The 23,005-nt window shown below is 67.8% G+C and carries 20 protein-coding genes; 9 read left to right on the forward strand and 11 right to left on the reverse strand.

Annotation, left to right across the window (positions count from 1 at the left end):
• Nucleotide 1: 1 nt before the first annotated feature.
• The gene (locus tag G6N35_RS12640; protein ID WP_163804560.1) at nucleotides 2–514 is read right to left on the reverse strand and encodes a MarR family winged helix-turn-helix transcriptional regulator; all 513 of its coding nucleotides are present in this window, start codon (nucleotides 512–514) and stop codon (nucleotides 2–4) included.
• 175 nt (nucleotides 515–689) lie between these two features.
• Here G6N35_RS12640 and G6N35_RS12645 point away from each other — a divergent pair, with 175 nt between their 5' ends.
• Genes G6N35_RS12645 through G6N35_RS12655 form a run of 3 tightly spaced genes read left to right on the forward strand, consistent with a single transcriptional unit; the run spans nucleotide 690 to nucleotide 4,464 of the window.
• Nucleotides 690–1,133 carry an MmpS family transport accessory protein gene (locus G6N35_RS12645; RefSeq protein WP_163804561.1) on the forward strand — a complete coding sequence of 148 codons (444 nt, stop codon included), beginning with the start codon at nucleotides 690–692 and terminating at the stop codon, nucleotides 1,131–1,133.
• A 35-nt stretch (nucleotides 1,134–1,168) separates the two neighbouring features.
• Nucleotides 1,169–3,988, forward strand: a complete 2,820-nt coding sequence (locus G6N35_RS12650) for an MMPL/RND family transporter (RefSeq protein ID WP_163804562.1) — start codon at nucleotides 1,169–1,171, stop codon at nucleotides 3,986–3,988.
• Nucleotides 3,985–4,464 (forward strand): hypothetical protein, encoded by a 480-nt coding sequence (locus tag G6N35_RS12655; RefSeq protein ID WP_163804563.1) that lies wholly within the window; start codon nucleotides 3,985–3,987, stop codon nucleotides 4,462–4,464. The genes G6N35_RS12650 and G6N35_RS12655 overlap by 4 nt, the downstream gene beginning before the upstream one ends.
• Before the next feature lie 21 nt (nucleotides 4,465–4,485).
• Here the strand turns inward: G6N35_RS12655 and G6N35_RS12660 are convergent, their stop codons facing one another.
• The gene (locus tag G6N35_RS12660) at nucleotides 4,486–5,466 is read right to left on the reverse strand and encodes a proline dehydrogenase family protein (RefSeq protein ID WP_179967463.1); all 981 of its coding nucleotides are present in this window, start codon (nucleotides 5,464–5,466) and stop codon (nucleotides 4,486–4,488) included.
• The gene (pruA, locus tag G6N35_RS12665; RefSeq protein ID WP_163804565.1) at nucleotides 5,460–7,094 is read right to left on the reverse strand and encodes an L-glutamate gamma-semialdehyde dehydrogenase; all 1,635 of its coding nucleotides are present in this window, start codon (nucleotides 7,092–7,094) and stop codon (nucleotides 5,460–5,462) included. Before pruA ends, G6N35_RS12660 begins: the two co-directional genes overlap by 7 nt.
• Nucleotides 7,095–7,177: 83 nt before the next feature.
• On the opposite strand from pruA, the gene G6N35_RS12670 reads away from it, so the two are divergent.
• Both G6N35_RS12670 and G6N35_RS12675 read left to right on the forward strand, forming a co-directional pair.
• Nucleotides 7,178–8,734: a PucR family transcriptional regulator gene (locus tag G6N35_RS12670; protein WP_163804566.1), complete on the forward strand. Its 1,557-nt coding sequence runs from the start codon at nucleotides 7,178–7,180 to the stop codon at nucleotides 8,732–8,734.
• A gap of 212 nt (nucleotides 8,735–8,946) precedes the next feature.
• Nucleotides 8,947–9,585 carry a porin MspA gene (locus G6N35_RS12675; protein ID WP_163804567.1) on the forward strand — a complete coding sequence of 213 codons (639 nt, stop codon included), beginning with the start codon at nucleotides 8,947–8,949 and terminating at the stop codon, nucleotides 9,583–9,585.
• Between the two features lie 48 nt (nucleotides 9,586–9,633).
• Here G6N35_RS12675 and dapC read toward each other — a convergent pair whose 3' ends face one another.
• Both dapC and fdxA read right to left on the reverse strand, forming a co-directional pair.
• The gene (dapC, locus tag G6N35_RS12680) at nucleotides 9,634–10,722 is read right to left on the reverse strand and encodes a succinyldiaminopimelate transaminase (protein ID WP_163804568.1); all 1,089 of its coding nucleotides are present in this window, start codon (nucleotides 10,720–10,722) and stop codon (nucleotides 9,634–9,636) included.
• A 29-nt stretch (nucleotides 10,723–10,751) separates the two neighbouring features.
• Nucleotides 10,752–11,075, reverse strand: coding sequence for a ferredoxin (gene fdxA / locus G6N35_RS12685; RefSeq protein ID WP_059017259.1), 324 nt, complete (start codon nucleotides 11,073–11,075; stop codon nucleotides 10,752–10,754).
• 184 nt (nucleotides 11,076–11,259) lie between these two features.
• On the opposite strand from fdxA, the gene G6N35_RS12690 reads away from it, so the two are divergent.
• The gene (locus G6N35_RS12690; protein WP_163804569.1) at nucleotides 11,260–13,284 is read left to right on the forward strand and encodes an NADPH-dependent 2,4-dienoyl-CoA reductase; all 2,025 of its coding nucleotides are present in this window, start codon (nucleotides 11,260–11,262) and stop codon (nucleotides 13,282–13,284) included.
• On the opposite strand, the gene G6N35_RS12695 is transcribed toward G6N35_RS12690, so the two are convergent.
• The gene (locus G6N35_RS12695; RefSeq protein WP_163804570.1) at nucleotides 13,250–13,864 is read right to left on the reverse strand and encodes a hypothetical protein; all 615 of its coding nucleotides are present in this window, start codon (nucleotides 13,862–13,864) and stop codon (nucleotides 13,250–13,252) included. The genes G6N35_RS12690 and G6N35_RS12695 overlap by 35 nt on opposite strands.
• Before the next feature lie 22 nt (nucleotides 13,865–13,886).
• Entirely contained in the window at nucleotides 13,887–16,466 is a 2,580-nt protein-coding gene (locus G6N35_RS12700) for a bifunctional FO biosynthesis protein CofGH (protein WP_163807648.1), read from the reverse strand.
• A 198-nt stretch (nucleotides 16,467–16,664) separates the two neighbouring features.
• Here G6N35_RS12700 and G6N35_RS12705 point away from each other — a divergent pair, with 198 nt between their 5' ends.
• Entirely contained in the window at nucleotides 16,665–17,687 is a 1,023-nt protein-coding gene (locus G6N35_RS12705; RefSeq protein ID WP_163804571.1) for a hypothetical protein, read from the forward strand.
• A 7-nt stretch (nucleotides 17,688–17,694) separates the two neighbouring features.
• On the opposite strand, the gene G6N35_RS12710 is transcribed toward G6N35_RS12705, so the two are convergent.
• Entirely contained in the window at nucleotides 17,695–18,066 is a 372-nt protein-coding gene (locus G6N35_RS12710) for a hypothetical protein (RefSeq protein WP_163804572.1), read from the reverse strand.
• Nucleotides 18,067–18,069: 3 nt separating this feature from the next.
• Nucleotides 18,070–18,921, reverse strand: a complete 852-nt coding sequence (gene mshB / locus G6N35_RS12715; RefSeq protein WP_163807649.1) for an N-acetyl-1-D-myo-inositol-2-amino-2-deoxy-alpha-D-glucopyranoside deacetylase — start codon at nucleotides 18,919–18,921, stop codon at nucleotides 18,070–18,072.
• Between the two features lie 78 nt (nucleotides 18,922–18,999).
• Here mshB and G6N35_RS12720 point away from each other — a divergent pair, with 78 nt between their 5' ends.
• The gene (locus G6N35_RS12720; RefSeq protein WP_163804573.1) at nucleotides 19,000–20,229 is read left to right on the forward strand and encodes a chloride channel protein; all 1,230 of its coding nucleotides are present in this window, start codon (nucleotides 19,000–19,002) and stop codon (nucleotides 20,227–20,229) included.
• 2 nt (nucleotides 20,230–20,231) lie between these two features.
• On the opposite strand, the gene G6N35_RS12725 is transcribed toward G6N35_RS12720, so the two are convergent.
• Entirely contained in the window at nucleotides 20,232–20,753 is a 522-nt protein-coding gene (locus G6N35_RS12725; protein WP_163804574.1) for a hypothetical protein, read from the reverse strand.
• Nucleotides 20,754–21,028: 275 nt separating this feature from the next.
• On the opposite strand from G6N35_RS12725, the gene G6N35_RS12730 reads away from it, so the two are divergent.
• Entirely contained in the window at nucleotides 21,029–22,084 is a 1,056-nt protein-coding gene (locus G6N35_RS12730) for a class I SAM-dependent methyltransferase (RefSeq protein WP_246224293.1), read from the forward strand.
• Here G6N35_RS12730 and purU read toward each other — a convergent pair.
• On the reverse strand, nucleotides 22,081–22,977 hold the full coding sequence (gene purU, locus G6N35_RS12735; RefSeq protein ID WP_163807650.1) for a formyltetrahydrofolate deformylase: 897 nt from the start codon (nucleotides 22,975–22,977) through the stop codon (nucleotides 22,081–22,083). The genes G6N35_RS12730 and purU overlap by 4 nt on opposite strands.
• Nucleotides 22,978–23,005: the final 28 nt, after the last annotated feature.

Here is a 23,005-nt window from a genome sequence, read left to right on the forward strand (position 1 = left end):
CTCAGTTCCGATCGGTGGGCTCGCCTGTTTCAGGGGTTGGAGAGAGAGTAGCCGTGGCCTCGGGCTTACCCGCTTGCGCCTCCCGCATGTGACTGAGCACGCGGACAATCACTTTCGAGGCAAGCCAGAGGGCAACCTGATCATCGTCGGACACCGACGGCATCCAGTCGGCAATGCGCTGCCTGCGCAATTCGGCACGCGCTTCCCAATTCCGCTTACCGGCTTCTCCGAGCCTGACTCGCGAGGCTCGCCCGTCGTCAGGGTCACTCACCCGTTCCAGGAGACCCTGCCGTTCCAGTCGCTGAACCAGCTGCGTCATGCCCGACTGGCTGGCACCCTCGGCCGCTGCCAGCGCCGTCAGGCGCATCGGACCTTCGTGGGACAACCTGTTGAGCACCAATGCCGCGCTGGCACTGAGGTCGTCGCGGTTGATCAGGTAGCGCCACATGGTGTCCGTCGCCAGGGCCAGCATCTCCGAGACCGACTCAACGCCGTCGGCAACCGTGAGCTCCATCAGATTTTTATATCACTAAAGTGATATATAGGGAATAATTCGCGGGTCATCGATGTTCAGACCCAATTGCTTGTAGATAGCTCTTCAACAGTTCGAATACTCACAGGAAGCCTCAAGGTGGCACGAGCCCTCCTCGGCTTGCATCAAGCAACTACATTCTGCATAGGATGCAACGGTGCCGCGCCGCGTGAAGGGTCGAGCTGTACTGGCCAGCGCATGGCTGCCCGCGGTGGTGCTGATCGCGCTGAGCATCGGGGGGCTGTGCATGTGGAAGGTGCATCAGTCGTCGGCGCCGGGTCCGGTCCTGACCGTCAGCCCGCCGCAAGCGCCCGCCGAGTTCACCCCCAAACGGCTGACCTACGAGTTGTTCGGTGACCTGGGCTCCGGCGGAATGCTCGACTACATCGACATCGACGGGCACCCCCACGAGGTCGATCTCACCGAACTGCCGTGGACGCATACCGAGACCACCACGCTGACCGTGGTGTCCGGCAGCATCTCGGCGCATGTGCACGGCACGCATGTGGGGTGCCGGATGCTGGTCAATGACGTTGTGCGGGACGAACAATCGGCCAGCCGCGAAGATGCCGACGTCACCTGCAGGGTCAAGTCCGCGTGAGCGCGCACCAGGCGAACCGCCCATTCTTCCCGAGAATGGTTCGGCTGCTGGCCATTCCGATCATCATCTTCTGGGCACTGCTGGCGGTTGTCACGAACACCTTCGTGCCGAAGGTGGAAGACGTCGCCACCGAACTCGCCGGACCCGAGATTCCCACCTACGCGCCCTCGCAGTTGGCGCTGCTGCACATCGGTGAGAAATTCGAGGAGTCCAACTCCACCAGCCTGACCATGGTTGTCCTGGAAGCCGACCACCCGCTCGACGAACAGGACCACGAGTACTACGACAACCTCGTCACACGCCTCGAACAAGACACCCGGCACGTCCAGTACGTGATGGACCTCTGGGGCAAGCCCATCACGGCGGCGGGCGCCCAGAGCATCGACGGCAAGGCGACGTACGTCTTACTGCGGCTTGCCGGCAACGTCGGTCAGATCCAGGCCAACGAATCCGTTGAGGCCGTCCGGAATATCGTCAAGAACGTCAGCCCGCCGCAGGGGCTGAAGGTCTACGTCAGCGGTTCGGCGCCGATGGCATCGGACACCCTGTCCATCGCCAACTCGAGCCTGAACAACATCACGATCGTCACCGTCGTCCTGATCTTCGTGATGCTGCTGTTGGTGTATCGCTCGCTGACCAACGTCGCCGTTCCGATGTACAGCGTGCTGTTCGAAATCCTCATCGCCAAAGGCATTGTCTCCACGCTCGGGCACTACGGGGTGATCCCGATGTCGTCGTTCGCGGTGAACATCGTCGTCTCACTGACCCTCGGCGCGGGCACCGACTACGGCATCTTCCTACTCGGCCGCTATCACGAAGCCCGGCAGACGGGCGAAAGCCGCGAGGACGCCTACTACACCGCGTATCGGGGTGTAGCCCCGATCATCATCGGTTCCGGGTTGACGATCGCCGGCTCGTGCTTCTGCCTGACGTTCGCGCGCCTGGACTACTTCCACACCATGGGGCCAGCCGTCGCGATCAGCATGCTGTTCACCATCGCCGCCGCGCTGACGCTGGCTCCGGCGCTGCTCACACTGGGCACCCTGTTTGGACTGTTCGATCCCAGGCAGCTGCGGCGCGGACGGCTGTACCGCCGGATCGGCGCCAGTGTGGTGCGCTGGCCGGTGCCGATCCTTGCCGCAAGCACCGCCGTGGTGGTGCTCGGGACGATATTCGTGCCGGGTTATCGCGTCAGCTATGACGATCGGGCCTACCAGCCGGCCGGCGGCGCGGCCAACCAGGGGTTCACGGCTTCGGACCGGCATTTCCCGCCCAGCAAGCTGTTCACCGAGATGATGATGATCGAATCCGACCACGACATGCGTAATTCGGCCGACTTCATCTCACTGGACCGCGTGGCGAAAGCCCTGATCCGATTGCCCGGTGTCGCCATGGTGCAAAGCATCACCCGCCCACTTGGCCGACCTCTGGATCACGCGAACATCCCGTACCTGTTCACCACCCAGGGCGGCGCGAACGGCCAACAGCTGCCCTTCACACAGCAGCAAAACTCCGACACCGACCAACAGGCGCAGATCCAGACCGAATCCCTCGCCGTGCTGAGCAAGACGATCGACCTGACGCAGAAGATGTCCGACGACCTGCATGCAACGGTGCTGACCGCCGAGAACCTGGAACAGGTGACCGATCAGATCAACGACGACGTTTCCAACCTCGACGATTTCATCCGGCCCCTGAAGAATTATTTCTATTGGGAGCCACACTGTTTCGATATCCCGCTGTGCTGGTCGCTGCGGTCGCTGTTCGACGGCCTGGACGGGATCGACGGTTTGGACAGCCAAATCCACACCCTCACCGGTGATCTGCAAGCCGTCGACGCACTGCTGCCGCAGTTGATCACCCAGCTGAAGATGATGCTGGACAACACCCAGTCACTGCGTGCGGTCATCGTGAACTCCTACGGCCCTGCGCATCTCCAGGCCACCCAGATCAACCAGACGTTCGAGGACCAGATCAACGTCGGCAACGACTTCGACGCGTCTCGCAGCGATGACTACTTCTACCTGCCCCGTGAAGCGTTCGACAACGACGACGTCAAGACCGGCATGCAGTTGATGATGTCGCCGGACGGGAAGGCGGCGCGGTTCGTCATCACCCACGAGGGCAACGCCATGGCTCCCGAGGGCATCGACCACGTCAACGCCTTCCCGGACGCGGTGCGGGCGGCGCTGAAGGAGACCTCACTGGCCGGGTCGAAGATCTACATCGGCGGCGCGGCCTCGAACAACAAAGACATCAAGGAGTACGCGGCATCGGATCTGAAGATCGTCGCCATCGCCGCGTTCATCCTGATCTTCCTGATCATGCTTGTTCTGACTCGAAGCCTGATGGCCGCAATCGTGATCCCCGGAACGGTGGCCCTGTCGTTCACCGGGGCGTTCGGTCTCTCAATCCTGTTGTGGCAGCACCTGATCGGGCTCCACCTGCATTGGCTGGTCCTACCGATCACGTTCGTCATCCTGGTGGCCGTCGGCTCGGACTACAACCTGCTGTTGATCGCCAGGGTCAAGGAGGAGATCGGGGTCGGGTACCAGACCACTGGATTGCACACCGGTTTGATCCGCGCCCTCGGCAGCACCGGTGGGGTGGTGACATCAGCCGGTCTGGTGTTCGCGTTCACCATGCTGGCGATGCTGGCCAGCGACCTCAGGACGATCGCCCAGGTGGGTTCCACCGTCTGCATCGGCCTTTTGCTGGACACCCTTGTCGTGCGATCGTTCGTCGTGCCGGCCCTGATCAGGCTGCTCGGCCCATGGTTCTGGTGGCCGACCCTGGTCCGCAGCCGTCCGTTGCCACCGCGCACGGCAGCGGATTTCGTGGGGGTGCGGCGATGAACCTGAGCACTCACACGACGGGATTGGGCCTGTGGGGCCTGTTGATGTTCATCGCATTGGGTTTCGAGGTGGTGTTCGCGAGCCTGGCGTTCGTCTACACCCGGCGCCTGCTGAGGCTGCGGGCCCTGCCGCTCGGCGACGATCTCAACAGCTACCAGAAGGCGCTGCGCAAGCTCCGCAGGAATGAACCGATGTCATCCGACGAGTGGAATCTCGCCGAGCGGATCATCGACATCCGTCGATCTCCGTTGGCCTACTCGGTGCCGGCCGCGTTCATGACCATCGGCATCTTCTACATCCTGGGCAGCTTGGAGTATCTGCACGGACACACCCCCTCGGAGCGCACCTTTCTCGGTGTCATTCCGATGGTCACGTCGACCAACCTCGTCATCCAGATGCGCAAGAGCGCACGTTTGACGAAGCGGTTGGCGAAGGCCGCCATTGCGGAGCCCGAGGAGCTGTTGCCCACCGGGTGAGCGCCCCGGGCGTAGACGGGATCAGTTCCGGTGGGCCAATGCTCGCAGGAAGAACATCAGGTTGGCGGGGCGCTCGGCAAGCCGACGCACGAAATAGCCGTACCACTGCGAGCCGAACGGAACGTACACCCGCACGTGATTGCCCGTGTCTGCGAGCCGGCGCTGCTCGCCGTCCCGGATTCCGTACAGCATCTGATACTCGAATCCGTCTGTGCCTCTGCCGAATTCGCGGGCCAGGCCCGGCACCGCAGCGATGACGGCGGGGTCGTGCGAGGCCACCATCGGATAGCCGGACCCCGCCATCAGGATGCGCAGGCAACGCAGGTAGGACTCGGTGATCCCGACCGGGTCCCGGTAGGCCACCACGGCCGGCTCGTCATAGGCCCCCTTGCACAGCCGGATTCGGGCGCCGGACGCGGCGAACTCGGCGCAGTCGCCCTCAGTGCGGCGCAGGTAGGCCTGCAGCACGGTGCCCAGCCAGGGATAGTCGGCGCGCAGGTCCCGCACGATCGACAGCGTCGAGTCGGTGGTGGTGTGGTCTTCGGCATCCACTGTCACCCACGCACCCACTTGCTCGGCGCGCGCGCAGATCGTATGCGCGTTCTCGTGGGCGATCTTGTCGCCGTCCTTGCCCAGCGCCTGCCCCAGTGCGGACAGTTTCAGCGACACCTCCAGGGGGCGGATCACCCCGCCGGTGTCGAGCCCGGCGGTGTCGAAGCCGGCGGCCAGCGCGTCGAGCAGATCGAGGTAGGCGGCGACCGTCGCGTCAGCGGTGTCGGCGTCGGTGACGTCCTCGCCGAGATAGTCGATGCTGACCAGCCGGCCGGAGTCGCGTAACCCGCCGACCGCCGACAGGGCGTCGGCGACGGACTCCCCCGGCACGAACCGGCGGACGACGTCGCGGGCGACGGGCATCCGTTCGGCGCTGTGCCGCAACCGATGTGACCGACTGGCTGCCAGGATGGCCGGCCGAGCGGTGCGACTGAAGAGGCCACTCACGATTCAACCTCCATGTGCGGATACCGGTGATCGGTGGGTGGGACGAAGGTCTCCTTGATGGAGCGCGCTGAGGTCCAGCGCAGTAGGTTCAGCGGCGAGCCGGCCTTGTCATTGGTGCCGGATGCGCGCGAGCCACCGAACGGCTGCTGGCCCACGACCGCCCCGGTGGGCTTGTCATTGACGTAGAAGTTGCCCGCCGCGAAGCGAAGTCGATCCGCGGCGGTGGCCACCGCCGCCCGGTCGTCGGCGATCACCGCACCGGTCAGTGCGTAGCGCGAGCCGCCGTCGACCACGTCGAGGATGTCGTCGAACTTCTCGTCGGGGTAGACGTGCACGGCCAGGATCGGGCCGAAGTACTCGGTGCTGAAGGCTTCGTCGCCCGGGTCGTCGGAGAGCAGCACGGTGGGGCGCACGAAATACCCTTCGCTGTCGTCACATTCACCGCCGACGGCGACGGTGACTCCCGGCGCACTCTTCGCACGGTCGATCGCCTGGGCATTCTTGGCGAAGGCACGGGCGTCGATCACCGCGCCGCCGTAGTGGGCCAGGTCGGTCACGTCGCCGTACGACAGCGCCTCGGTGGCGGCCAGGAAGTCGTCGCCCATCCGTTGCCACACCGAACGCGGGATGAACGCCCGCGAGGCGGCCGAGCATTTCTGGCCCTGGTAGTCGAAGGCACCGCGAATCAGCGCGGTGCGCAACACCTCCGGATCGGCCGAGGTGTGGGCGAGCACGAAATCCTTGCCACCGGTTTCGCCGACCAGCCGCGGATAGCCGTCGTAGTCGGCGATGCGGGCGCCGACCTCGCGCCACAGGTGTTGGAAGGTGGCAGTCGACCCGGTGAAGTGGATACCGGATAGCCGCCGGTCGGCGAGCACCACATCGGAGATCGCGTAGCCGTCGCCGGCCACAAGGTTGATGACACCGGGCGGCAGGCCGGCTGCCTCCAGCAGCTGCATGGTCAGGTAGGCGGCGAACGTCTGGGTGATCGACGGCTTCCACACCACGGTGTTGCCCATCAGCGCAGGAGCCGTCGGCAGGTTGCTGGCAATGGCGGTGAAGTTGAATGGCGTGACGGCGTAGACGAACCCGTCCAGCGGCCGGTAGTCGGTGCGGTTCCAGACCCCGGCGCCGCTGACCGGCTGCTGGGCCAGGATCTGCCGGGCGAAGGCGACGTTGAACCGCCAGAAGTCGACGAGCTCGCAGGGCGCGTCGATCTCGGCCTGGTAGGCGGTCTTGGACTGGCCGAGCATGGTGGCCGCGGCGATCTTCTCCCGCCACGGCCCGGCCAGCAGGTCGGCGGAGCGCAGGAATACCGCTGCGCGGTCGTCGAACGAGGTCGCCGCCCAGTCGGCCTTGGCGGCCATCGCCGCCTCGACGGCGGCGGCGGCATCGGCAGCAGTGCCGTTGGTCAGGGTGCCCAGCCGCTTCGCGTGCCGGTGCGGCGCGACCACGTCGATGCGCTCGCCGTCCCCCATGAGGTGGCGGCCTGCGATGACGTGCGGCAGATCGATCGGGGTGGCGGCAAGGTCACGCAGCGCGGCAGACAGGCGGGTGCGTTCGGCGGAGTGCGGCGCGTAGTCGTGGACCGGCTCGTTGGCCGGGGCGGGAACATCGGTGCGGGCGTCCATGCGACAAGGATCGCCTGGCCAGCCGCCCGAACTGTTGGCTGATCGGCCAAGGATGGCCACCTGAGCTAGTAGAATCGGACAACATGCGGTCTTCCGGTGTCGGACTGGGCCAACTGGTGTTGGCGCTGGACGCGACGCTGGTCCGGCTGATCGAGGCGCCCCGCGGGCTGGACGTGCCGGTGCGGTCGGCGGCGTTGATCGACGCCGACGATGTCCGGCTGGGCCTGTCGGTGAGCGCCGGGTCGGCCGATGTGTTCTTCCTGCTCGGGATCGGCGAATCGGACGTCGTCCGGTGGATCGACCGACAGACCGCTGCGCACCGCGCCCCGACAGCCGTCTTCGTCAAGGAACCGTCGGACGCCGTCGTCGCCCGCGCCACCGCGGTGGGCGCCGCCGTGGTGGCTGTCGACCCCAAGGCCCGCTGGGAACGGCTGTATCGCCTGGTCAACCATGTGTTCGAAGCGCGCCGCGCCGACCCGGTATCCGATTCGGGCACCGACCTGTTCGCCCTGGCCCAGTCGGTCGCCGACCGGACACACGGGATGGTCAGCATCGAGGACGACCAGTCCCACGTGCTGGCCTATTCGGCGTCCAACGACGAGGCCGACGAACTGCGCCGGCTGTCGATCCTGGGCCGGGCCGGGCCACCGGCGCATCTGCAGTGGATCGCCCAGTGGGGCATCTTCGACATCCTGCGTGCGGGCAGCGAGGTGGTGCGCGTCGACGCGCGGCCAGCCCTCGGCCTTCAGCCACGCCTGGCAATCGGGATCCACCGGTCCGACGCCCGGTTCATGGGCACCATCTGGGTCCAGCAGGGCTCCCGGCCGCTGGCCGAGGACGCCGAGGACGTACTGCGCGGCGCAGCGGTGCTGGCCGCCCGGATCATGGCCCGGCTGGCGGCCCGCCCGTCGGCCCATCTGCTGGCCGTGCAGCAGGTGCTCGGGCTGGCTGACACCGACACCGACGTCACCGAGCTGGCGCGCGAGCTCGCGGTGCCGGCGCAGGGCCGTGCGGCGGTGATCGGCTTCGACACCCGCACCGAACACCCTCGACTTGTCGACGTATTGGCATTGAGCGCCAGCGCTTTTCGGCCCGACGCCCAAGTCGGTTCGAACGGGTCGCGGGTGTACGTGCTGCTGCCCGATTCCGGACGGACAGGCCCGGTGGTGTCGTGGATCCGTGGCACGATCGCCACCCTGCGCACCGAACTCGGGCTGGAACTGCGGGCGGTGATCGCCGCGCCAGTCGCCGGGCTGGCCGCGGTAGCCGCGGCGCGCCGCGAGATCGACCGGGTGCTCGACAGTGCCGAGCGCCATCCGGTGGCGATCGGGCAGGTGACCACTCTGGCCGAGGCGCGCACCACGGTGTTGCTCGACGAGATCGTCACCATGGTCGGGGCCAACGAGCGGCTGGTCGACCCGCGGGTGCGCCGGCTGCGGGAACGTGAGCCGGTGCTCGCCGCCACGTTGGAGGCCTATCTCGACAGCTTCGGCGATATCGCCGCGGCGGCAGCCGCGCTGCACGTGCACCCGAATACCGTGCGCTACCGGGTGCGCCGGATCGAGCAGGCGATGGCCACCTCGCTGGCCGATCCGGACGTCCGGCTGCTGTTGGCGCTGAGCCTGCGGGCTACCGCCTGAGGAGAACCGCCCCGAGGGCAGTGCGGAGAATTTCCCGGGCAGTGGTAACGATGTGGTCACTGGTGTCGATGAGGCTGTTGTCATGACTGGCTGTGAGTCCTGTCACGCGGCTGTCCATCCGCGCCACAGGTCCATGGTCGCGTCCGGGCAGAACCAGAAATCTCGGTGACGCGGGGCCCTCCGACTCACCGTCGAAGCACTAAGGGGTCAGCATGAAATACATGGGTCGAGTGCTGGTGGCGTTGATCGCCGCCATGGCGGCACTGTTCGTCGGAAACGGCACCTCGAATGCGGGGCTGGACAATCAGCTGAGTCTGGTCGACGGCGGTGGCCGCACGTTGACGGTTCAGCAGTGGGACACCTTCCTGGACGGCGTGTTCCCCCTGGACCGCAACCGGCTGACCCGTGAGTGGTTCCACTCCGGCAAGGCTGTCTACAGCGTCGTGGGCCCCGGTGCCGACGAGTTCGCGGGCACCTTGGAGCTGGGCTACCAGGTCGGCTTCCCGTGGTCACTGGGTGTGGGCATCAACTTCAGCTACACCACCCCCAACATCCTGCTCGACGACGCCAACATCTCCCCGACGGGCTTCAACCCGCTGGGTTCGATCATCACCCCGAACCTGTTCCCGGGTGTGTCGATCAGCGCTGACCTGGGCAACGGCCCCGGCATCCAGGAAGTAGCCACCTTCTCGGTGGACGTCTCGGGCCCCAACGGCTCGGTCGCCGTGGCCAACGCCCACGGCACCGTGACCGGTGCGGCCGGCGGTGTGCTGCTGCGTCCGTTCGCCCGCCTGATCTCCAAGGCCGGTGACTCCGTCACCACCTACGGCGAACCCTGGAACATGAACTGACACAACCGCATTGACTCCGCTTCTCGCGCGGGGCGGTTGGGCCTGCGACTACTGGCCCAGCCGCTCCGCCGCGGCGGAGATGCGTTCGTCGGTGGCGGTCAACGCCACCCGCACGTGGTGGGCGCCGCGCGGGCCGTAGAACTCGCCCGGCGCCACCAGGATGCCGCGCTGCGCAAGCCAGGCCAGGGTGTCCCGGCAGGGCTCACCGCGGGTGGCCCACAGATACAGGCCCGCCTCGGAGTGATCGACGGTGAACCCGGCCGACCGGAAGGCGGCCAGCAGGACCTCGCGACGCCGCGCGTAGCGCTCGCGCTGCTCGCGCTCGTGTTCGTCGTCGTCCAGAGCGGCGACCATCGCCGCCTGCACCGGAGTGGGCACCATCATCCCGGCGTGCTTGCGCACCGCGAGCAGCTCGGCCACCACCTCGGCGTCACCGGCGACGAAGCCGGCCCGGTAGCCGGCCAGCGAGGAACTCTTCGACAGCGAGTGCACCGCCAGCAGACCGGTGTGGTCGCCCTCGCTGACGTCGGGATGCAACACCGAGACCGGCTGCCCGGTCCAGCCAAGACCCAGATAGCACTCGTCGGAGACCACCAGCACGCCACGGTCGCGCGCCCATTCGACCACCTTGCGGAGATGGTCGGCGCCAAGCACCCGGCCCGTCGGGTTGCTCGGCGAATTGATGAACACCACCGTCGGCGACTGCGGCCCCAGCTGGGTCAGCGAGTCGGCAGCCAGCACCTGTGCACCGGCAAGCAGCGCACCCACCTCGTAGGTCGGGTAGGCCAGCTCAGGCACCACGACCAGGTCATCGGAGCCCAGACCGAGCAGCGTCGGCAACCAGGCGATCAGTTCCTTGGTGCCGATCACCGGGAGCACGGCCGGTTCGGCCAATCCGGTGATGCCGTAGCGGCGCTGCAGTGCAGTCACCGCGGCCGCACGCAGGGCCGCCGTGCCGGCCGTCGTCGGATAACCCGGTGCGCCGCTGGCGGCGGCCAAGGCCGCGCGGATGACGGGAGCCACCTCGTCCACCGGCGTGCCGACCGAGAGGTCGACGATGCCGCCCGGATGGGCCCGGGCGGTGGCGGTCACCTCGGCGAGGGTGTCCCAGGGGAAGACCGGAAGCCGTCCCGACACCCGCCGGGCGCGCAACGGGATGTGAGCCGTCAGTCTTCTTCCTTGGGCGGCAGATCCTTGATCACCTGCGGGTCGTTGTCGGTCTGGCCGACCTTCGAGGCGCCGCCCGGCGAGCCCAGCTCGGCGAAGAAGTCAGCGTTGATCTGGGTGTACTGCGACCACTGATCCGGGACGTCGTCCTCGTAGTAGATCGCCTCGACCGGGCAGACCGGCTCGCAGGCACCACAGTCGACGCACTCGTCGGGGTGGATGTACAGCATGCGTGCACCCTCATAGATGCAGTCGACGGGGCACTCCTCGATACATGCCTTGTCTTTGATGTCGACGCAGGGTTCGGCAATCGTGTACGTCACGAACGTTCTCCTCGATCTGCAGGTGGCTGTAGGTCTCTCGCGCGGTACTGAGGGCCCAGTATCCGACGTCCGCACCCCGAATGCTGACTCAGTGTGCCCTAACTTCGGCGCGTTACTGATACTAGACGTTGCGTATATTAGCCATCCCCGGTCTCGGAGTTCGAGCGGAATACGGTAGGGACCGATGAGCGAGTCGTACCCGACGCTGATGTCCCCGCTACGGCTGGGCCGGGTCACCCTGCCCAATCGCGTGGTGATGGGCTCGATGCACACCGGGCTGGAAGACCGCGCCGCACACACCGACCGGCTGGCGCACTACTTCGCCGAGCGGGCCCGCGGTGGAGTCGGCCTGATCATCACCGGTGGTTACGCGCCCAACCGCACCGGCTGGCTGCTGCCGTTCGGTGCGCAGCTGACCAGCACGGCGCAGGCCCGTCGGCACCGGCGGATCACCGGCGCGGTGCACGACGCGGGCGGCCGGATCCTGCTGCAGATCCTGCATGCCGGCCGCTACGCCTACCACCCGTTGTCGGTCAGCGCCTCGTCGATCAAAGCCCCCATCAACCCGTTTCGGCCGCGGGCGCTGACCGATCGCGGGGTGCGCCGCACCATCGAGGACTTCGTGCGCTGCGCGCGGCTGGCCCGCGAAGCCGGCTATGACGGGGTCGAGATCATGGGCAGTGAGGGCTATCTGCTCAACCAGTTCCTGACGCCGTGCACCAACCGGCGCACCGATCGTTGGGGCGGCACCCCGGAGAACCGCCGGCGGCTGCCGGTCGAGATCATCCGGCGCACCCGTGCGGCCGTGGGCGCGGACTTCGTCATCTGCTACCGGATATCAATGGCCGACTATGTTCCCGACGGCCAGAACTGGACCGAAATCCTCTCGCTGGCAAGCGAAATCGAAGCAGCCGGTGCCGACGTGATCAACTCGGGCTTCGGCTGGCACGAGGCGCGGGTGCCGACCATCGTCACCTCCGTGCCGGGCGCGGCATTCGTCGACCTCTCCGCAGCGGTGGCCCGCCACGTCGGGATCCCGGTGATCGCCAGCAACCGGATCAACATGCCGCAGGCCGCCGAGGCGATCCTCGCCGACACCGCGGTCTCGGCGATCTCGATGGCACGCCCGCTGCTGGCCGATCCGGACTGGGTGACCAAGGCCCGGGCCGGACGACCCGACGAGATCAACACCTGCATCGCGTGCAACCAGGCCTGCCTGGATCATGTGTTCGCGCACCGCACGGCGTCCTGCCTGCTCAATCCGCGGGCCTGCCACGAAACCCGGTTGGTGCTCTCCCCCACCAGGGCGGCGCGGTCGGTGGCGGTCGTCGGCGCCGGGCCTGCCGGTCTGGCCGCGGCCGTCGGCGCCGCCCAGCGCGGTCACCGGGTGACGTTGTTCGAGGCCGCCGACACCATCGGCGGCCAATTCGACCTGGCCCGTCGCATCCCCGGCAAGGAGGAGTTCGGCCAGACGCTGCGCTACTTCACCACGATGCTGGCCAAGCACCGGGTCGAGGTGCGCCTGGGCCACCGTGTCGACGCCGGCGACCTCACCGAATTCGACGACGTGGTGCTGGCCACCGGGGTACGGCCGCGGACTCCCGACATCCCCGGCGTCGACCACCCGATGGTGCTCAGCTATCCCGAGGCGATCACCGGCAGCAGGCCGGTGGGCCCGCGCGCGGCCGTGATCGGGGCCGGCGGAATCGGATTCGACGTTACCGAGCTCCTGACCACCGTCGCGTCGACGACCTTGGATCTGGGGCAGTGGAAGGCACAGTGGGGTGTCGTCGACCCCGCCGAGGCACGCGGCGGGGTGGCTGCGCCCCTGCCTGCGCCGCCGGCCCGAGAGGTGTGGCTGCTGCAGCGCGGGAAAGCCCCGCAGGGTAGCGGCCTGGGCAGAACCAGCGGCTGGGTACATCGGGCATCGTTGCGGGGCAAGGGTGTTCATCAACTGTGCGAGGTGAACTACGAGCGCATCGACGACCGGGGTCTACACGTCAGCTTCGGCGCCAGGCGTCGGCGAGCGCAGGTGCTGGCGGTCGACTCCATCGTGATCTGCGCCGGCCAGGAATCGGTGTGCGACCTCGCGGATGCGCTGCGCGCCAGGGGTATCGAACCCAGGGTGGTCGGTGGGGCGGCACAGGCCGCCGAAGTGGACGCCAAGCGGGCGATCAGGCAGGGGACCGAGGTGGCGGCGGCGCTGTAGGCACCGGTAACGCCATCGCAGCACCGAGCGCGACGACGAATACCACCAACAGCGCCCCACCGAGGAAGACGTTCATCGGACCGCCCGGGGCGATAAAACTCCCCACCGGACCGATGACGGTGACGAGTTCGACGAGATGCTCGACCGCGAACACCGCAGCGATCACGGCCAGCCACTGCGGGAATCGGCCCTGCCGGGCCGCCCAGACGATCGGCCCGGCGAGCATCAGGTCGGCGACCGTCAGCAGTGGTCCCGACATCGCCACGACGTCCATCAGGGCGCGCGCGGTGGGCGGCTCGAGGCCGCCGCCGTGCAGTGTGAGACCGGCGGTGAACCACAGCCGGATGCTGACCTGAGTGACCAGTGCCGCCGCACCGACGGTGAAGATGTGCGCGGCGGGGCCGTCCAGGCGCTGGCGGGCGAAACCGAACACCACCACCACGGCCAGCAGACTCAGCGCGGTCAGCAACGCCTGGAACCGGATCGCCGACGCATGGCTGCCCAACTGGTCAACCGCCCCGCCGGGCGGTGCCATCAGCAGTGCCGCGATCGACAGAACAGCGAAAGCGATCCCCGCCATCAATGGCGGACGATTCGTCCCCTCAGGCAGCACGCGTGCTGTACGTCGTGGTGCGCTGCCGCGCCGGGCGCCCGATGCCTTCGGCGATCGCGGTCAGCTCGGCGATGGTCTTGGCCGAGCCGTGCTCGGAGCCGGCCATCCGGGAGATGGTCTCCTCCATCAAGGTGCCACCCAGATCGTTGGCGCCCCCGTTGAGCATGACCTGGGTGCGCTCGACGCCCAGTTTGACCCAGCTGGTCTGGATCTGGGAGATCCTGCCGTGCAACATGATTCGGGCCAGTGCATGCACCGCACGGTTGTCCCGGTGGGTCGGCCCCGGCCGGGATGCCCCGGCCAGGTACAGCGGCGAGGACTGGTGGACGAACGGCAGCGGCACGAACTCGGTGAAGCCCCCGGTGCGGTCCTGGATACCGCGCAGCACATTGAGGTGCCCCACCCAATGCCGTGGGGTGTCGACGTGGCCGTACATCATCGTCGAGCTCGACCGTAGTCCCACCTCGTGCGCGGTGGTGACGATCTCGATCCACAGCGAGGTGGGCAGCTTGCCCTTGGTCAGCACCCAGCGCACCTCGTCGTCGAGGATCTCGGCGGCGGTACCGGGGATGGAGTCCAGGCCGGCCTCCCGCAGTCCGGTCAGCCAGTCGCGAACGCTCAAGCCCGCCTTGGTGACTCCGTTGGCGATCTCCATCGGCGAGAACGCGTGCACATGCATCGAGGGCACCCGCGCCTTGACCGCGCGGACCAGGTCCGCGTAACCGGTGACCGGCAGCTCGGGATCGATACCGCCCTGCATGCACACCTCGGTGGCACCGGCGACGTGGGCTTCCCACGCCCGGTCGGCCACTTCCTGGGTGGACAGCGAGAACGCGTCCGCGTCCCCCTTGCGCTGGGCGAACGCGCAGAACCGGCAGCCGGTGTAGCAGATGTTGGTGAAGTTGATGTTGCGGTTCACCACGTAGGTCACATCGTCGCCCACGACGTCGCGGCGAAGCGAATCCGCCAGTGCTGCAACGGCATCCAGAGCAGGACCGTCAGCGGTGGCCAGCGCGAGATATTCGTCGTCGGTGCAGCCGCCCGGGTTGCGTTCGGCGGCGCGCAGGGCGGCGGCCACGTCGGTGTCGATGCGTTCCGGGGCGCGGGCGGCCAGTTCCCCGACCTGAGCGCGGATCGATTCCCAGTCGCCGAAGGCGCTGCCCAGATCGCTGCGGGTCTCGGTGCGTCGACCCTCGCTGTCGATGGCGGTGTGCAGATCGGTGCGCCCCAGCGACTCGGTGGTCTCGTCGGGCTCCTGCCACGGCCGTCCGCTCGGATTGACGTCGCGGGCGAAGCCGGTCGCCGGGTCGGCCAGGGCCGCGACATGTGCGGCCACCCGCGGGTCGATCCAGGCCGCACCGCCCTGGACGTAGCGCGGCTGGGCGGTGAGCCGCTGCACCAACTCGAAACCGCCCTCGGCGGTGACCTCGGCCAGCTCGTCCAGCGCCGGCCATGGCCGCTCGGGATTCACGTGGTCTGGGGTCAGCGGCGACACGCCGCCCCAGTCGTCGACACCGGCGCCCAGCAGCGCCAGACACTCGGCGCGCGACACCAGGTTCGGCGGCGCCTGGATGCGCATGCCGGGACCGAGCACCAGCCGGCTGACCGCGACCGTGGCCACGAAGTCGTCGAACTCGGCGTCCGGCGCGGCGGCCATCGCGGTGTGGTCCTTGGCCCGGAAGTTCTGCACGATGACTTCCTGGATGTGCCCGAACTCCTTGTGCAGCCGCCGGATCGCGTGCAGCGTCTCGGCCCGCTCGGTCAGGTTCTCCCCGATCCCGACCAGCAGTCCGGTGGTGAACGGGATGGACAGCCGACCCGCATCGGTCAGCGTCCGCAGCCGGACCTCCGGATCCTTGTCCGGGCTGCCGTAGTGCGCCAGCCCCTTGGTCTCGAACAGACGCCGCGACGTGGTCTCCAACATCATGCCCATGGACGGCGCGACGGGCTTGAGCCGGGAGAGCTCCGTCCAACTCATCACCCCGGGGTTCAGGTGCGGGAGCAGTCCGGTTTCTTCGAGCACCCGGATCGACATGGCCCGCACGTAGTCCAGCGTCGAGTCGTAACCACGCTCGTCGAGCCACTGGCGCGCCTCCGGCCACCGCGCCTCCGGGCGGTCACCGAGGGTGAACAACGCTTCCTTACAACCCAGTTCGGCCCCGTTACGGGCGATTGCCAGGATCTCGTCGGGCTCGAGATACATCCCACGACCCTCGGCGCGCAACTTGCCGGGCACCGTCACGAACGTGCAGTAGTGGCAGGTGTCCCGGCACAGGTGCGTCACCGGGATGAAGACCTTGCGCGAGTAGCTGACCGGAAGGCCGCCACCGGGGCCGCGCCGACCCGCCGACTCCAGCCCGGCGTCGCGAACCCGGGCGGCGCTGGCGCACAGGTCGGCCAGGTCCTCGCCGCGCGCCGTCATCGCGATCGCGGCCTCGTCGACATTGAGGGTTACCCCGTCGCGGGCACGCCGGAGCACACGTCTGATCGCGGCGGGAGAAGGAGTATCAGTCCGCGGAGGAACCACGGGGGTGGGCAGCGGACTGGGATGCTGCGGGTTCAGGGCCACTCCCCGGTAACCATTGGCAGCAGAGAAATCATCCGCACGTCTCACTATCTGAAATTCGGGCAGCTGACATGTCCATAGCGTAGTACCCGGTTGCGCGCCGATGATCGGGCGCCGAGACTCGCCGCCGAAGTTGTCACAACAGCCTGACGAGAACGTAAGTTAGGGATGTTCGCTGCCGAGATTCTGGGAGTTTGCACCATGACCGTGTCCGTCCGTTCCTACCTGACCGCCGGTATGGCCGCGATGGCAGCCAGTGCCCTCGTCGTCGCGCCGGTGCACGTTCCGACCGCCACCTCGATCACGGCCGCCGCGGTCCGGCTCAGTGCCGCTGTGCAGCCGTTGGTGCAGCCGACCGCCGCCGCCGCGGCAGTGCTCGGCGTGCTCGACGCCCCTGTGCAGCCGAAGCCGGCGGCGGCTACCACGACTATCGCGGGCAGCTCGACGCCACAGGCGGCCGCGACGGCGTCGGCAACATCGGCGGGCTCGGTGATCATCAATGCCTACAACGCCATCGAACCGTGGGTTGCCTATGGCTTCGCACTCGGCCAGTACGCCCTGGGCTTCATACCCGGGCTGTGGTGGCTGGCACCGGGCATCAGCCTCGCCTACTACACCGTCGAACCAGTTGTGCAGAGCCTGGTGTACAGCTTCGCCTACCTGATCGACGGCAACTGGGGCGCGATCGGGCCCGAGCTCGCCGCCGGGCTCAACCAGGCGGCCGTCAACTTCGTCAATTACGGCCTCGCGTGGATCGGCAGCCTGGTGCCGCTGCCACCGCTGCCGCCCTTCCCGCCGCTGCCGGGTGCCGCGCTGACCTCTCCGGCGGCCGCAGCTGCCGCCGGCGGCAAGCCGGCGGACACCAAGACCGAGACCACCGCCCCGGCTACGGCCGCCACCGGCCACTCCGCGCGCGTCATCGCCGTGAAGGACACCCCGTCGGTGGCGGCCTCCTCGGCCCAGGTTGCCGCCAGCTCGTCGACTACCAGTACACCGGACAGCACCACGCCGGACTCCACCTCCACGACCACGTCCACCACGGCATCCGACACCACGCCGGACACCACGTCCGATGCGACGCCGGATACGCCGAAGACCGGCGGTAACTCATCGAACAACGGCGGCAGCGCGGCATCCGGCGGCACCGCCAAGAACTCGGGTGCCACCGGCGGATCGGGACGCGCCATGCACAAGGCGAAGGCGTCGAAGTCCTCGGACAACTAGCTCCGGCCTAGCCGGTGCTGGTACGACGCCAGAGCAACCAGGCCGGCGGACCCGCGCCGAGCACCAGGAACAGCAACACGCTGTAGGCCATCAGGCCCGGGCCGCCGAACACGATGTCTCCCCCGGGCCCGCCGAGGGTCAGGGCGGCGACGGTGAACAACCAGGTGATCAGGGGCAGCGCCGCCAGCCGGGTCGAGTCAGCCCAGTACGTGGCCGCCCACACCAGCACCGCGTTGAGAAGACCACTGATCAGTGCGCTGATCGGAAACGGCACCGACCCCAGGTAGATCGGGAGCAGCAGCGCGCCGACCAGCGCCGAGATCACACCGTCGACGGCCAGCAGGGCCAGCACGACCGTGCGGATGGCGGGATCCTCCACGGGTCAGGTCAGCCCGGCCAGCAGGTCGGTCTCCCTGCCCCGCTCGTCGGTGGGGCCGGGCTCGCCACGCACCAGCACGTAGTGTTCGGCAGCCAGCACCGGCAGCACCATCTTGTTGGACAGCGTGAAGGCCCGGCCGGTCGGTCCGACGAGCATCTGGGTGGCGTGCTCGGCGATGGCGGCTACCTTGGCAGCCACGTGCTCGGGGGCCTCGATGACCGCGGTGACGTCGTCGTCGGGAAAGCCGAACTCCAGCTCGGCGGGCGGCCAGATCCAGTCCGCCAGCGCATCCGAATCGCCCAGCGCGTCGACACCGGCCCGAAAAGCCCTGGCGCTCATCACAGTCCAGTAGAACTTGGGCACCTGCCACCCGGCGGCTGCCACCGCCGCGGTGGTGATGCGGTGCGCCTGGATGTGGTCGGGGTGGCCGTAGCCTCCGTTGGGGTCGTAGGTGACGACGACGTGCGGGCGCAGCTCGTCGATGACCGCCACGAGCTCGCCGACGGCCTCGTCGACGTCGGCGTCGACAAACCGTCCGTGCCGGCGCGGCGGGGTCCCGGGCATCCCCGAATCACGCCAGCGGCCGGCACCGCCCAGGAAGCGGGGACCAGGTAGCCCGAGCTTGCCCAGCGCAGCGGTGAGTTCGCCGATCCGGTAGCCGCCGAGCTGGTCGGACTCATCCACCGCCAACCGCAACCACCGATCGTCGATGATCTCGCCCTCTTCACCCAACGTGCAGGTGACGACGGTGACGTCGGCGCCCTGGGCGGCATAGCGGGCGATGGTCACCCCGTTGTTGATCGTCTCGTCATCGGGGTGGGCATGCACGAACAGCAGCCGCGGAGTCTCCTGCAAGGTCACCGCGCCACCCTACCGAGGACACCGCGGGATCGAGCGGTGTCGGGCCGCGCCGAATCCGGCTACATTCGGCGCGTGAACCGGCGCACCCTCGAGTTCGGCTGCGGGGTTGTCCTCGTCGGCCTGCTGGCCGGGGTCGCGGGCGCCGCCACAACGCTGCTGCTGCACTGGATCGAGCACCTCACCTACCACTACAGTTTCGGCACGCTGCTGGATGGTGTGACCGGGGCCAGCCCGGTCCGGCGGGTGCTCGGACCGATGATCGGCGGGGCGCTGGCCGGCCTGGGCTGGTGGCTGCTGCGCCGACGGGCCCGAATCCCGTCGCTGACGACGGCGATCCTCAGTCACGAGCCGATCCCCCGGTTGGCGATGTCACTGGACGCCGGGCTGCAGGTACTGCTCGTCGGCAGCGGCGCCTCACTGGGCCGCGAGGGCGCCCCCCGCCAATTAGCCGCTGCCCTGGGCGATCTGGGCACCTCGCGCTGGGCCCTGACGCCGCAGGATCGGGAGATCCTGCTGGGTTGCGCGGCGGGGGCCGGCCTGGCCGCGGTCTACAGCGTGCCGATGGGCGGTGCGCTGTTCGCCGTGCAGATCGTGCTGCGTACCTGGCAGCTGCGGGCGGTCGGCACGGCACTGCTCACCTCGGCACTGGCCACCGCGGTGGCCGCACCCATCACACACCTGCAGACACCGCTGTCCTGGCCCGATCCGGACCTGTCCTACCTGCTGACCGCATTCGCCATCCTGCTGGCCCCACTGGCCGTGGCGGTCGGGCGGGGCTTCAACCGGCTGATGGCCTACGCCCGCGGCCATGCGGTCGGCGACTCGTGGGTGCTGATCCCGGCCATCGCCACCGCGGGCCTGCTCGTGGGTCTGTGTTCGCGGCAGTGGCCAGAACTTCCGGGCAACGGCAAGAGCGTGCTGGCCATCAGCGTGAGTAGCAGCCTGACCCTCACCTCTGCGCTGGCCCTCGTCATCCTCAAACCCCTGCTGACGGCGGTCTTCCTGCGCGCAGGCGCCGTGGGCGGCATGCTCACCCCGGCACTGGCCACCGGAGCCGCGCTGGGATCGGTGGTGGCACTGGCACTCAACACCTGGACGCCGCTGCACGTCAGCGTGCCCGCCGTCGCACTGGCGTGCGCTGCCGGCGTGCTGGCGATCACCCAGGGGGCACCCTTGTGGGCAGCGTTGTTCGTCTGGGAGCTGGCCCGCCCGCCGTTGTGGCTATTGATCGTCTTCCTGGCCGCAGCGACCGCCGCGCACCTGCTGAACCAGCAGATGCGCGGCGCAACGGCGAGCGAGTAGACCTACTTGCAGAGGTCGGCCACCTGCTTGCGGGCCGAATCCCCCTCGGCCAGCCGGGCGGCCTGACCGGGATCGCTGTTCTGCACACCGGCCAGCGCGTTGATCCCGATGTCCTGCAGATCGCGGGCGAACGCGCTGACGGCATCGGCAAGTTGGGACGGGGTCGACGAATCAAGCTGGCGCATCAGGTAATCGCCACCTCCGACGAGTGCCAGCCTGGCGTTGCCGGCGACAGCTGCCTGCGCCACCGGATCCTGCCCCAGGTCGTTGTGGGTCTGCAGCGCCACCCCGCGGCTGACCGTGTCGAAGGCGTTGCAGACGCGCATCTTCGGGTCTCCCGGCAGCGCGGAGGTGGTCGAGCCCTTGGACCCTGCGGCGGTCAGCGCCCAGATCGACACCGCGACGGCGACGACGCCCAGCACGATTGCGACCGGAACACCCCAGCGCGACACACGCTGCCACACGGTCGGGACCCGGTACACCGGGGCAGAATGGGTTTGGACATCTTCAGTGGTATCCGGCATGAGCTGATGATAGCGGCCGGTAATCGCGAATTGAACAATCTACCCACATTTGCGCGCGCGAAAATTATTGCCATTCAATCGATTTCATTGCATTCGGCGCTAATTGCGCATTGCTGGCAGGCAAGATTGCCGACGCCTGCGGGGCCTGATCAGGTATTCAGCGCCGCATCCGACGTCCGCACAATACTTTGCCCGCCAGCGGGATTGGCGCCAAGACCGCGGCCGTTGTTCCGGCCGTACCTGACAACAGTGCCGCAGTCGTGTAGAAGAACTCTGTGGACTCTCAACCGCTCAAAGTCATTCAGACGCCATTGCTTCATGCGGCGATGGCACGCCGTTTGCATCGGCGTTCGACCGTCAACGGTGAGATCACCCTGCCTGCCGTCCCCGGACTCATCGACGAGTATGTCGCAATGTGCGCCAAGATCTTTGGCGCCGTGGGCCGACCGTTCACCGAAGACCAGCTGGGCCATCTGCGCTCGGTACTCGAGGGGCAATTGACCGAGGCCTACCGCGCCTCGCCCCGGTCGAACATCGTGATCACCTACAACGCACCCGTCGGCACGGTGCTCAACTATCACGTCAACGGGCAGTGGTTCACCGTCGAGGGCGCCTACGAGAACTGGGTCGCCACCCGCCAGCCTCCCCTGTTCGGCTCCGAGCCCGATGCGCGAGTGTCGACATTGGCCGGCGAGGCAACCGATCCCGCCGAGTTCCCGATACTCGACCTCGGCGCCGGCACCGGCCGTAATGCACTGGCCCTGGCGCGGCGTGGACACCCCGTCGACGCCGTCGAGATGACCTCATCGTTCGCTCAGGCCATCCGGGCCGACGCCGAGCGAGAGTCATTGCCGGTCAACGTCATCGAACGCGACATCTTCGCAACCATCGACGATCTGCGCCAGGACTACCGGTTGATCGTGCTCTCCGAGGTGGTGTCGGACTTCCGGTCGGCCGACCAGCTGAGGGCAGTCTTCGAACTGGCATCGCGCTGCCTGGCACCTGGTGGCCGACTGGTGTTCAACGCGTTTGTCGCCCACCGGGATTACCTTCCCGATGCCGCCGCGGTCCAGATGGCCCAACAGTGCTACAGCACCCTGTTCACCCAACCGGACATGGCCGCCGCGCTGGCCGGCTTCCCGCTGACCCTGGTGTCCGACGTCGGAGTCTACGACTACGAGCGGGCCAATCTGCCCGACGGCGCCTGGCCACCCACCGGGTGGTACCCGGAATGGGTCAGCGGGCAGGACGTTTTCGACGTCGCCCGGGAAGACCGGCCCATCGAAATGCGCTGGCTGGTTTACGAGTTACCCAACCGCATCGCGGTCTAGAACACCACGGTCTGGTTGCCGTAGCGGATGATCCGGTCCTCGCAATGCCAGGACACCGCACGGGACAGCACCGCACGTTCGACGTCGGCACCCAGCCGAACCAGGTCCTCCACACCGTGCCGGTGATCCACCCGGACCACGTCCTGCTCGATGATCGGCCCTTCGTCCAGATCATCGGTGACGTAGTGGGCGGTCGCCCCAACGAGTTTGACGCCGCGCTCCTTGGCGCGCCGGTACGGCGCGGCGCCGATGAAGGCGGGCAGGAACGAATGGTGGATGTTGATCAGCGGGCAGCCCACCTCGGTCAGGAACTCCGGGGTGATGATCTGCATGTAGCGGGCCAGCACCACCAGGTCGACGTTGCCGCGCAATAGGTCGAGCTGACGGCGTTCGGCCTCTTCGCGGATGTCCTTGGTGGCCGGGACGTGGATGAACGGAACGCCGAACGGCCGCACCTGGTCGGCCAGGTCGGGATGGTTGGCGATCACCATCACCACCGACATGTCCAGTTCACCCCTGCGGTTGCGCCACAGCAGGTCGAGCAGGCAGTGGTCTTCTTTGGAGGCCAGGATCGCCACCCGTTTGGGCTTGCTGGCCTCGGTGAGCCGGAAGTCGATGTCGAACGGCCCCGCGACCTGCTCGGTGAAGTCACGTTCGAGCGCATCCCGGGCGGCGGCCAGACCGGGCAGGTGAAAGATGGTCCGCTGCATGAATATTCCACCGGCCGCGGCGGTGGCGTGCTGATCCAGCGACACGATGTTGGCTCCTGCGCCGGCCAGGAATGCGCTGACCGCCGCGACCAGACCGGGACGGTCGGCACAGCGGAGCAGCAGGCGGCCCACGTCCTTGGCCGCCAGCGCGTCCGGTCCGTGCGGGTATTCGAGCGTCGACATGCCGTTGATGCTGACGGCAGCGTTGGCA

It is taken from the genome of Mycolicibacterium anyangense (assembly GCF_010731855.1).
GTDB classification, from domain to species: domain Bacteria; phylum Actinomycetota; class Actinomycetes; order Mycobacteriales; family Mycobacteriaceae; genus Mycobacterium; species Mycobacterium anyangense.